The 12275-nt window shown below is 35.1% G+C and carries 9 protein-coding genes; 2 read left to right on the forward strand and 7 right to left on the reverse strand.

The window, feature by feature from the left end; genetic code table 11:
- The first annotated feature begins 56 nt into the window (after positions 1–56).
- Positions 57–1439 (forward strand): IS66-like element ISWen3 family transposase, encoded by a 1383-nt coding sequence (locus AACH21_RS01835; protein ID WP_007548562.1) that lies wholly within the window; start codon positions 57–59, stop codon positions 1437–1439.
- A gap of 93 nt (positions 1440–1532) precedes the next feature.
- Here the strand turns inward: AACH21_RS01835 and AACH21_RS01840 are convergent, their stop codons facing one another.
- Positions 1533–2897, reverse strand: coding sequence for a pyruvate dehydrogenase complex dihydrolipoamide acetyltransferase (locus AACH21_RS01840; RefSeq protein ID WP_338482801.1), 1365 nt, complete (start codon positions 2895–2897; stop codon positions 1533–1535).
- Between the two features lie 70 nt (positions 2898–2967).
- Here AACH21_RS01840 and AACH21_RS01845 point away from each other — a divergent pair, with 70 nt between their 5' ends.
- Entirely contained in the window at positions 2968–3459 is a 492-nt protein-coding gene (locus AACH21_RS01845) for an SH3 domain-containing protein (RefSeq protein WP_007551030.1), read from the forward strand.
- Here the strand turns inward: AACH21_RS01845 and AACH21_RS01850 are convergent.
- The 6 genes from AACH21_RS01850 to AACH21_RS01875 all read right to left on the reverse strand — a co-directional run bounded on the left by AACH21_RS01850 (position 3456) and on the right by AACH21_RS01875 (position 12274).
- The gene (locus AACH21_RS01850; protein ID WP_236514438.1) at positions 3456–3941 is read right to left on the reverse strand and encodes a hypothetical protein; all 486 of its coding nucleotides are present in this window, start codon (positions 3939–3941) and stop codon (positions 3456–3458) included. The genes AACH21_RS01845 and AACH21_RS01850 overlap by 4 nt on opposite strands.
- A 121-nt stretch (positions 3942–4062) precedes the next feature.
- On the reverse strand, positions 4063–6873 hold the full coding sequence (locus tag AACH21_RS01855; RefSeq protein ID WP_338482657.1) for a hypothetical protein: 2811 nt from the start codon (positions 6871–6873) through the stop codon (positions 4063–4065).
- Entirely contained in the window at positions 6854–9208 is a 2355-nt protein-coding gene (locus tag AACH21_RS01860) for a type VI secretion protein (protein WP_338482658.1), read from the reverse strand. Before AACH21_RS01860 ends, AACH21_RS01855 begins: the two co-directional genes overlap by 20 nt.
- A 44-nt stretch (positions 9209–9252) precedes the next feature.
- The gene (locus tag AACH21_RS01865) at positions 9253–9627 is read right to left on the reverse strand and encodes a hypothetical protein (RefSeq protein ID WP_006279398.1); all 375 of its coding nucleotides are present in this window, start codon (positions 9625–9627) and stop codon (positions 9253–9255) included.
- Between the two features lie 94 nt (positions 9628–9721).
- A complete protein-coding gene (locus AACH21_RS01870; RefSeq protein WP_338482659.1) occupies positions 9722–11122 on the reverse strand; it encodes a hypothetical protein in 1401 nt (466 codons plus the stop codon).
- Positions 11123–11245: 123 nt separating this feature from the next.
- On the reverse strand, positions 11246–12274 hold the full coding sequence (locus tag AACH21_RS01875) for an NAD(P)H-dependent flavin oxidoreductase (protein WP_077188405.1): 1029 nt from the start codon (positions 12272–12274) through the stop codon (positions 11246–11248).
- Position 12275 lies beyond the last annotated feature (1 nt).

Below are 12275 nucleotides of genomic sequence, written 5' to 3' on the forward strand. Positions count from 1 at the left end.
GAATAAGGTAGACAAGGTGATCTAAGAAGATAATCATAGAGCAAAAGTGAAGTAATATGGTAAACCTTTTAGAACTTTGCAAAAATTTACAGCAAAAAATAGAAAGGTTAGAAGCAAAAATAGAAAGATTGGAAAAAGAGAATGAAAGTTTAAAAGCAGAAAATAAGGCTTTAAAGATAGAAAATGCTGAGTTAAGAGAAAGACTCGGTTTAAGCTCAAAAAATTCATCAATACCAAGTTCCAAAGAGTTGTATAAAATAAAAAAGAATAAGCCGAAAAGCGAAAGGAATATTGGCGGTCAGGTTGGTCATAAAGGAAGTTTTCGCGCCAACATGGATGCAGATAAAGTAGTAAAGATAGAGTTGCCTAATACTTGCGAATGCGGAGGAGAAATTGCAATATGTGAAAAACCATATATTCATCAGAAAGTTGATCTTCCAGAAATCAAGCCTTATGTAGTGGAATATCAGTTAGAACATGGCCGTTGTCGGAGATGCGGAAAGAGAAGAAGTAGCAAGTTACCGGAAGGTGTTACGCCAGATACATTTGGTCCAAGGGTTAAGTCAATAATTGCAGCGTTCAGCGGATTCTACAAAAATTCAAAACGCGAAATAGCGAGTGTCGTAAATGATATCTTCAATTTGAACATAAGCGTCGGTAGCATATCAAATAGTGAACATAGAGTTGCTTCAAAATGCAAAAAAATGTATGAGCAGATCGAACAAGAGATAAGTAGGAGTAAAGTTCTACATATTGATGAAACGAGCCATTATAACAAAGGTAAACTCGCTTGGTGTTGGATGTTTGCAAGCAATACGGCAAGTTTTGTAAAATTTACAGAGTCAAGAGGAATGAAAGTTTTACAAAATAGTAAATTCTGCAATCGCAATAGCTTGGTAATAACTGACAGGTATGCAGCATACAATTATTTTGCCGATAAAAACAGGCAAATCTGTTGGGCACATTTATCAAGAGATTTTGAAAGATTAGCACATAGTTGGAATATTGAAGTTAAAGTTCTGGGTTGTTACTTGAGAAACGTGGCCACTGAATTATTTGCACTAAAAAAAGCTTTACTAAAAAGTGAGATAGATGTTTTGAGGTTTGTCAGACGTGCCAGAAAATTAAGAAAACGTACAAAGTATTACTTGAAGGAGATATCTCGTTTACCTGAAGCAATTGGAGCCTCTCGAGTTGCAAAAAATGTTCTGAGATCTGAAAGAATGATGTGGAAATTTTTAGATGACCCAGAAAATATTCCGCTGACAAATAACCACGCTGAACGGCAAATTCGGCATTATGTCGTTTATCGCAAAAACTCATATTTTACACAATCAAAGCGGGGAAATACATTCCTTGAGCGGATAATTTCATTATACTTAACTTGGAAACAAAGGGGTCTCAATCCTTTCCAAAATCTCCTATCTATTGTTTCTTAAACCACTCTCCTGAACGGATACCATTTTTTTACCTCTAAACCTATTAACTAATAAAAGTATAAACTTAGAGGTATTAATTTTGTAATAACAATGCTAATAGATTACCGCAGTTTCAATAAGCATCACCAGAGGATTCTCTATATAATGCTTAAAGGCATTTAAAAACTTTGCTCCGAGTGCCCCATCAACTGCTCTATGGTCAACAGAGAGCGTTACTGTCATTATTTCTGCTATTTCTATTTTCTCATTCATAACAATTGGTTGTTTTTTAGATGCACCAACTGCCATAATGCAAGATTGCGGCGGATTGATTATAGCACTGAAGGCTTTTATACCAAACATCCCTAAGTTGGAGATAGTAAACCCTCCTCCTTGAAACTCTTCAGGTTTCAATTTTCCAGATCTTGCTCTGCTTACTAAATCTTTCACTTCTTTTGATATAGATAAAATACCCTTTTTATCAGCATTTTTTACTATAGGAGTAATTAGCCCATCTTCAAGTGCCACAGCGATTGAAATATCTATATTTGAATATCTCAGTATTTTATTATCTATCCACGAAGAATTTATATCAGGAAATTTTTTCATGCTGAAAGCTGCAGCTTTTATGATTAGATCATTAATTGTTACTTTATTGTTTTCATCTGCTGAGTTAATCTCGTTTTTTAACGATATTAACTTATCAACCTGGCAATCTACAGTTAAATAAAAATGTGGAACATTCTGTTTTGATTCAGTCAGGCGCTGTGCTATCACTTGGCGCATGTTGCTTACTTCAACTATGGTATCTTTCTCAGGACTTTCAGTATGTATACCACTGCCTAAAAACTCCAACACATCAGCCTTAATTATGCGACCATATGGTCCTGTACCTTTTAATTGCTGCACATTAACCCCTTCATTTTGAGCTATTTTCTTAGCTAATGGGCTTATTTTTGTTCTACCTTCTGCATAACCCTCTGTCATCTGAGTAGCTGACACTGGGATCCATTCTTCTTTTCTAGATCCCAGCGTCAAGCACTGGGATGACATTGAGGGGTTGGATTCCAGCGTCACGCGCTGGAATGACACCGAAGAATGACTTATTGGCTTTCCGTTTAAATCTTGGTGTTCTGATTTTTGATTATCAACAGCACTTTTTGTCACTTCCTTTTTAACTGCACTATTGATGGAAGTTGAAGTATAGTTGTCAAGTGCACTTTCATCTTCTCCTTCTTCCAGCATTAAAGCTATTGGTTGATTTACAGGCACGCCACTTGTTCCTTCTGTTACTAAAATTTTTGCTAAAACTCCTTCATCTATAGATTCAAACTCCATTATGGCTTTATCAGTCTCTATCTCAGCAATTACGTCGCCTACTTCAACTTTGTCTTGTTCTTTTTTATGCCACTTTACAATTTTTCCTCCAGTTTTGCTCATTGTCGGTGAAAGAGCAGGCATTAATATTTCTATAGGCATTGATTTTGCATTTAAAGATCTATTCAATTTTTAATTTACTCTTTATCTTATGTCAACCTAATCGTGAATTATGATGAATAAGTCTGTTACACTATCCCTCACGTTATCCCAGTGCGTGACACTGGGATCTTGGTTCAGTACTATTATCCTATTGTTTTTATTATTTAGCCATAGCTTGTTTGCTAACAACTTTGTTTCAACCAAATCAAATAAGATCAACATGAGAACGGGGCCAGGGTTTCACTATCCTGTAAAATGGATATACACTTGCAAAAATCTGCCCCTGAAAGTGATAGAAGAGTTTGAGAGTTGGAAAAAGGTCTGCGATATAGATGAAGACTGCGGATGGATAAAAGGCAATCTTCTTAGTGATAAGCGCTACGCGATTGTAAAAGAAGATACTTATGGATATCAAAAACAGAGTGTAGACAGCAAGATTACTATGAAAATAGACAAGTTTGTTGTGATGAAGATAGAAAAATGCAACGAAGAATGGTGCTTTCTTTCCACCCCAAAACGCAAAGCATGGGTACAAAAAAAACATATATATGGGGTTGATTAGGTTGACAAAAGATCTGAATTAACACTAGTTTCTGGGCCTTCTGTAGCATGCTCTTCAGATGAAGCAGAGGGTTCTTGAGGCTCTGGAGACTGTACAGGGTTATCACAGAAACTCCTTAACATCTCCTCAGCGGATGAATCTAAAATTTGTACAATAGACTTTTCACTCTGCTCTTTTAGCGATTGATCCACTCTAGAAATCAACTCAGAAAACTCGCTACCTGATTTTTCAGCTTCATTTTTTATTTTACTTTCTATGCTTGCAATATTGCCTTGTTCAATTTCTTCTTTTGTTATGTTGAACGAATTTGCAGCATCTTGATATCCAATCTTGCAATTTCCACAACCAATTATGCAAAAAGCAATAGAATTAGATATTTCGCTTGCAGCCCACTTATGTATAGCGTAAGCCAAATAATTGTCATGGTATTTAATGCTAAATTGTTGTTCTATTAGCTCAGAAATTTTATTCTTTAGAGACATAAAGTACCCTCCTTACATTCGTTATACCTTTTTGTTAAGATACAGCAATTACACCATTTACTACATGCTTTACTTTAATTAATTATTAAAACGAGAGCATAATTTTCAGAGTTATATCTTTTTACCTTAACAATTCTTTTTTGAGTTCCTCTTTAATTATCCCACTTATATTCACGTTAAGATCCCCTACCCAAAAATCAGTCATAGTTTCAAGATCGTATAGATCCTCTATTACTTTTTTAATAGCAGCATTTATTTCTTCTTCGTCAAATTCCTTTATAATAGGTCTAATCTTCACATACCCTGGAGAGCCTTTACCATAAATTCCTTTGCTTTTATTAATGCAGCCACCTGCACCAGATCTACTGCTTCTCAAACCACTTCCACACTCTACTGTTTCATACTTGATTTCACCATTTTCTATATATGCTATTTGATTGTCTTGTGTAGACTTCAGTTTATCTGCCTTTACAATTTTCTCCTCTAGCTTTAAATCTTGCTTATGAATTACTGTTTCCTCATAACCCTTACCACCGTATGTTCTATACTCACCTCCACCTGCAACAGTAATCAGTTGCTGGCAATGTTGCTTCTGCGAATTGCACATTTCTATGAAAACAGGTCCCCCGTCCTTATCTGAGAGGTTACTTTCCTGGTTACCCCCTCCCTCTGTGACTTGCACCTTAATTATAGGATAATTAGGATCGATTTTCAGTTTAGCTTTAATATAATCTCCTGGCATCCCTACTCTGCTTTCAGTAGAATGGCATTTTTGATTGTCACAGCCACTACCTTGTATATGACCTGCTTCACCACTTCCCCACGCTTCTATTTTAATACGATCAAATTTTATTGATAAGTCATCTGTATAAACATCTTTATTTTTATGATCATAGGATTTTTCATTATTTTTTTCAAGATCTGGTTTCTTATTTTTCAGATGTTCCTTGATTATCTCTTTTAATTTTTCTTTTAATTTCTTTTTGAGACCTTCTAAATCGAACCTACACAATTTATCAGCGTAAAAGACCTCCGTTCTGTTTGCTTTAATTGGTGCTTCTTGTTGTGTGACAACGCCATTTGTATTTTGTGAAATCTTTGTATAAAAAGGTTGAGTGTTTTCTTTGTCTACATATCGTGTTGAACGGCTGCATGTTCCAGTAAAGCAGATACAACCATCATCACCTTGATTACATTTTTCTCTATGCTCTACATCCGTCAATTTGTATACTACTTTCAGTCCTTTACTAGATTTAAATGTATCGTCTATCTCATCATTTCTTTTTACACAGTAACTGCATTCTCCCTTCTTCTGCTCATTTTCATCAGGGAAGAAAACATACTCTTGCTTATTAAATATTATTTTATCCAACCTCTCTTGAGTTTCTTTCAAAGGGTAAACTATTTCCTTGCTTGGAAGATAATAGAACTGATTTGATTCCTTGGAGTAAACAGCATTGTATTTAGTATATCTTGTTCCCATTAATTTTAGTGGTATTATTTTATTTTCTCTTTTAAGAACAAACTCCTCTGGTTCTGGCTGCCATCCAGAAAGACAAAGCATTTTACTGTTAGAATTTCCTTTATACTTTACTTCTATTTCCGGCTGCCCAGAGTTATTAAATTCACATTGAATAGATTTGTCTTTTAACTTTTTCTCAAAATCATTAAAACTATAAAAACTTCCGCCTTTAGAACATTTAATTTGCACATCAGGAACATAGCCATATTCTTTCAGAACTTTAAATTGTTGCGGATTACTTTCTAATATACCTTCTATAATATTATCAATATTACTATCAGTTGTTTTTGCTACTATTGCTGGTTTTACTACTTTTAAAGATAGGGGGCCAATGTTTATAGGATGGTTGAGGTCAGTATTAACATTAAAAGTACAGGAACCATTACTATAGGTTCCATGTGCTTTAGCACAAGTGCTCTCACTCATCTTCATTTCTACTTTCAATGTATTTTTATTTACTATCTCCACTATCTCAGGTTCTGGAGCAGGTGGTGCAGGAAAACAGCGGACGAACTGTGGATTTTGTTCATTTATACTTTGAGTTCCAAGGTATTCAGCACAGAGCTGGCCCTTTTTTCTATAGGTTTTGAAGTAGTACGTGATGCCATCTTTGTCTAAAATAGAGCGCCACTCAGCTTTATTTTCTCCATACCCTTTAGGGAAATCTAATTTTTCTCCAATCTCTCCGTCTCTTCCTTTCAGATCACCAATGATTACCTTAACCTTAGGATTAAAGTAATCATTGTCTTTATCTGTTATAGGAACAATTCTAACTTGTGGAGGTGACATTGCAAGTTGCTCGCAAAATGGAGGGGGACTAGGTGCAAGTGGCACGGGAGCACATTTTACTGCCGTTTGGTAGCAGGTATCACAGACTTTTTCCATCTCCCCAGGACGAAAAATATTCTCACCCGAAAATACTCTAGAACCCCATGAAGAAATTCCTGACATACAAGCCCCTTTTTGACTGCAAGCACATATTTTAGGAGAGTTAGCGAATCTTCTTTTTTCCTCATCAGTAACACCGTCTGCCCATTCCCATTTAAGACCCCGAGCAATTTCTCCTCCAGCTTTTGTTTTATCCCCTTCCCAATCAATAAAAGCTGCAGCAGAAACTCCAGCTCCTGTACCTTGCGTTCCATATATCTGGCGGCAGGATTCCCCACTTTGTAAGTCATAACAATAACTTTGTCCATCATAAGCACATACTCTAATTTTGGGATTAAAGTAACCATCAACTCCTTGATCTTTTATTGCTTGCACCTTAATTTCCTTTACCCAATCTCCACCAACTATTGCTTCCAACCAAGTATTACTTTCTACAAATGTTGGACAATCAGCATATCCTTGATACGAAAGACCAAGTATCAAAAAAAATATCAATAAGAAATTAAGCCTTACACTTCTCATAAAATACCGGTAACCACTCATTAACTTCTTCTCCTTTTTCCTTTATTGCCTCGTACATATACTTTATCGTCTCTTTGTTAGCTGAAAGTACATGTATTTCTTGCATATTCTTTAAATCTAAATTTAAAGTTACTAATCCTTTATACTGTTTTATCAAAAATAAACCTTCCTGCGTTGGCGTCTGCAGAATTATATTCAGCTCCTCTTTTGATAAAGAAAATGCTTTCATGTATAATCTATTTGCATTGACGTTCGGCATCAAGATTCTTGTATCAACATGTTTATCTAAATATTGAGTAAATTTGCTAGCAAATGCGAGATTTAAATTTTCAGTACTTAGGATTACTGCAACATTTAGTTCCGTCATTCTTTGCATCCAGTTATCAAACTCTTTCTCTGTAGGAAAAATATTACTTATCTCCCATGCTTCATCCAAAACAAGTATTGCAGGCGAGCCATCACATTTTGCCTCAAAAGAATATAAAAAATAGTAAAGTATCACGGACATACATTCCTTTTGTTTTGTAAGGTTTGCGGTGTTGAGAGATATAATTTTTGTTTCCCAGTCAATATCTGATTCATTACCATCTTGAAATAAGTAAGCAAAGTCACCATCGTCACACCATCTACTTATCTTACCCCCAAGGAGCAAGAGCACCTCAGAAATTTGTGAAATAGAACGTGATTCCTTGGGTATAGCAAATATAGAATCCACAATTTTTCTTATCTTTTCTTCTACGTCCACCAAGCTCGTATCGGCTACCATTCTTCTGATCAGTTCAACCAACATATTGCGATTGGAAGCACTATCTTCAATGTTTAGTGGATTAAATTTTAGGCTTTTGTCCTTATATTTTGGATCGATTATGTAATATTTACCACTCACTGCTTTAGTAAAAATTATTGATTTTCCAGTGTTATCCAATATGACAATTCTTGGGTTAAACTTTCTTGATTCTGATAATAGAAAATTAATGAGTGAAGTTCTGCCTGAATTTGGAGCTCCGAGTATCGTAGTATGGCCATTATTTCTTTTTCCATGAAAATTAAAGAAGTAAGGATTTCCTTTTTTTGAGAAAAAAATCATTACCGCTTCTTTCCACCTTCTTCCTTTTAATGTACCTGACGTAAAATCGTGCAGCATAGCAAAGCTGCAAGCGTATTTTGTTAAGATATTTTTCGGTTGCGTAATAAAAGCAAAATTGCCTGGAAGTTGTGCCCAAAAATGACTTTCCATATGTAAATCAGTTCTAAACATCATGAAGCCAACTAATGACATTATAGAAGATAAATCACTAATACTTTCAGCTAACTTATTCCTATCATCTGCAAATATTGTAAAAATAATTTTCTGTTGGCAGAAGTCTATACTAGAGGTCTTTTCAAGCTCTATTATTTCTTCAATTCCTGAGCTTTTAAGTAAGGTATTATCCTCACTAATTTGCAGCATGTTGATTTGTTTTTTAAATTCTTTTATTGCTTTGTTATTACTAGTAAATATCATTATTTCTGTAATGATAAATTCAGATTCAAGCTGCAAGCATCTATCTATATTACCTAAAGAGATTTCCCGGTATTCTTTTATGCTGAAAATAGAGCCAAATTTCTGTTGATTTTCAAATATTGTTTGAAACGTATTGAAACCAAAAGCTATTTTAAAATTTCTAATATATTGCGACAGGTCCCTTTCATGTATTGGATAATCTTTGTGCGTTAATGTAACAATATAGTGGAGAAATTCTATCATTTCAGAATATATTTTACCTTCACTAAACCTTAGACTCAGTTTTTTAGCTCCAAAAGGTCCTAAATCATTTTGAATTACGTCAGTTATCTTTTGCAACTCCTGATGGCTTTCTTGTAAAGACAACTTATGCTTATTCTTTATTCTATTGAAAAAAAACGAATTATTAGTATGCTTGCCAAAATCGCTAAACAATATTACAATGTATAGTTCATTTATATACTGTAATTTACTATCAGTTAGTTTATTAAACCACGTTGAATGTAGGTTGTCAGAGAAGTCTTCAGTTTTATTCCATTTCAAGCTCAGTTTATTGCGCTTTCTAACGGTATGAATCCAAACGGTAAAATACAGGCTATTAATATTTTTTGATATGCTTTTTCTAATTTCAGTTCTGAGGTCGCTGTAGTTATCAACAGAAGAATAATCTTCTAACTTGATTATTTTTAACAATTCTCCCTGTTTTGTTAGTATGGTTTCTTCATCGTAATGACAAGCATAAGGAACAAAATCTAAATCAATGCTTTCTAGTAATGCTAAGTTGTTCTTTTTTTTAAGCTTAGAGTTAACTGTTGGTACTTTTAACTGCATATGCGTATTCAATAAAGATAATTAAAAAAGATAAAAATACTATCTTAATTTTTATCTTTTTTTTCGCTATCGGATTGTAATTTTATATCTTTTGCAAAGTTAAATTTTTCTTTTAAGTAGTCTGTTGCCTTTTCTGTACTACCGAACACCAGGACCAGTACACCAAACATTATCATAAAAAAGATTAGACCTCTGAACACTACTGCAAGTATCACTGCAGCTATACACAACCCTATGATTGTTGAAGGACTCATATTTTCTACAGTATCTTTAACTGAAAATGAAGAAATAAAATTTTTTACCGTTTCTTGTATACCCTTTAATTCATCACTCGCCGAACTTGCTTCGCTAGAATATGATGCAAAAATGAAACTTAATAAGGCTATAAAAACCAAAACTTTATTCAATTGAATGCGCATCAACTAAACACCTTTTAAACACTCCTCAAATATAACAACTTTTATATCAATAGGCAAGAACTGAATTCACTTATCCACTACAAGTAACACATATTTAATTTTTACCGCTGCGAACATGCTGTAAGCTCTTATCATCAACAAGAGGACTCACATTAATGGATGTTAATTTACTTGATAGGAAGTTTGAATGCAATTCAGCTACTGCTGCTATAGCAAGCACTGCAACCATAGCAAGTAGTCCTGCTCCTATCAACCCTGATGTCATTGCTCCTGCAACAATGCACCCTATTGTGGAGAGAGCACAACCTGCTACAAATGCAACGTGAAGATTTCTGTTATTGGGTTGTTTTTCAAGTGGAGTATCTTCACCCTTTTTCTTATTCAAAGGAAATTTCTGCACGATTGTAATGGCGTTTTTTCTGTCCCTTTTTTCTTCGGGTTGCATTGAATCTTTTGCCTGGCTGCCTGTCATCTGAGTAGTTTGACTATTTGTATCCATACTTTCTTTTTCTCTGGATCCCAGTGTCACACACTGGGATGACACCTGTGGTGACTCTTTCTCAACTTGATCTTCAATCTTTTTATTATATTTAGAAGGAGATCTTCGTCCACTTGGCCCTTTGGACCTTGTTTTAGTTAGGTGTGCTAATTTTGTCTCTCCTTCATCCTCTGGTTGTAAGCCATTATCTCCTTCAACAGAGCTCAATGTTGAGTTTAAACTTTCCTCAGATGAAGTGCTTGCTATTGATGTTAAACTGTTTTTTCTACTATTTATTGGTGATATCGAGTTTTTTTCACTCAGTCCAGGTGAGTCTATTCCACTATCTGAGTCATTGCCACTACTGAGTTTAGAAGTTTGCTTCTCCTCTATTTCTTTCACAACCTTGCTATATTTTTCAAACACTTCCTCTGTAACATCTGAATTACTAAGTATTTTATTATCACCACTTTTTTTCTCAGCTACATTCAAGGGTGTTTCTTGTGTGTTGTTTTGCTCTTCAATATGTTTTAGCTGCATTTGATCTTCAATATTTTCTTCAACAGCATTTGGTATTGAGCTTACACTGCTGCTCCTGTTAGTAATATCCCAAATTGTTTGTACTATTGCTGCCTTTTTTTTTGAGTCTAGTTTTTTTGACTCTGTTATTTCTGCTTTCAACGCTGGAAGAAAGTGTTGGATATAATTATTATAATGTTCTCTTTTTTTCCCCACTGATTTTTCTAACTCAGCTAATGCTTCAGGACTAGTTCCTTGCTTGGATGACTCTAAGTGTTTTGCAATAGCCTGCTCATTTTGTCGTTCTCTCAGTATTTTTTCCAATTCAGCCAATGTTTTAGGACTAGCTCCCTGCTTGAACAACCTTTTGCATTCTTTGGAAGTCTCATCTTGATTTTCTTGATAATTTTCTGCTGTTACCTTTTTGTATATAGTGTTGCTCAATTGTTGGTTAATATCTCCTTCCTTACTCTTAGGTTTTTTAAAGGGACTGTGCATAACATTCCTCCATACATAATAAAATGTATAGATACCTCTTTAGCGTTAATTTTACATTAAAACTGGGCAATTATGCCATATTATAAATAATTGCGGCAACTTGCTTATTGGAAGGTCGCTTAACTATTTGCTTTCTGGGCTTTCTACTTCTACAGATTTGCTATTAATATGATTCTTTGCTTGTTGAACTAACATATCCACTACTTCTTTTACAGGCTTTTCCCTATCAACCATGCCAACACTTTGGCCGGCCATTAAAGATCCTGTTTCAACATCTCCTTCAATCACTGCCCTTCTTAAAGCTCCAGCCCAGAACTTTTCTATTTCAAGCTGCCCATCTTCTTTTGAGATCTGTCCCTTTTGGTATTCATCAATAACTTCTTTTTGACGCTTCATGAAGTCATCGCTTGCTTTGTTGGCTATAGCTCTTACAGGAATTACAGGAAAATCAGCACTTATCTGTACAGAAGGTATTGCATTACGTGCGGCCGATTTAATAAACACTTCCTTAAAATTTTTGTGGGCAATTGACTCATTAGTGCAGACAAATAATGTACCTATTTGACAGCCACTTGCTCCCATTTCCAGGTAATTAACTATCATTTCACCTCTTCCTATTCCACCTGCAACAAACACTGGTATTTGTTCATTTTTAAAATGAGGCAATATCTCTTGTGCAAGAACAGAAGTGCTAACTGGACCTATATGCCCACCTGCTTCCATTCCTTCTATTATTAATGCATCTACTCCCATTTTTACTAACCTTTTCGCAAGGCTTAATGCTGGTGCAAAGCACATAACTTTAATGCCTGCACCCTTGATTTTTTCTATATTAGGCTTTGTTGGCAGTCCACCGGCAAGCACTATATGGCTCACTTTCGTTTCAATACACACATCTATCAACTCACTCAACTTTGGGTGCATAGTAATTAGGTTTACACCAAATGGCTTGTTAGTTAATTTTTGTGTCTCTATGATTTCTTTTTCCAGTAAGTCTGGGAACATTGCACCACATGCAATCACACCAAAACCACCAGCGTTTGAGATTGCTGAAACCAAGTTTCTCTCTGAAACCCAGCTCATAGCACCACCCATTATCGCAAACTCACTGCCAAGAAAATCTGTTCCTTTTTTCCAGAGGCTACTTAACATA

The organism is Wolbachia endosymbiont (group A) of Ophion costatus (assembly GCF_963969245.1).
GTDB classification, from domain to species: Bacteria; Pseudomonadota; Alphaproteobacteria; order Rickettsiales; family Anaplasmataceae; genus Wolbachia; species Wolbachia pipientis.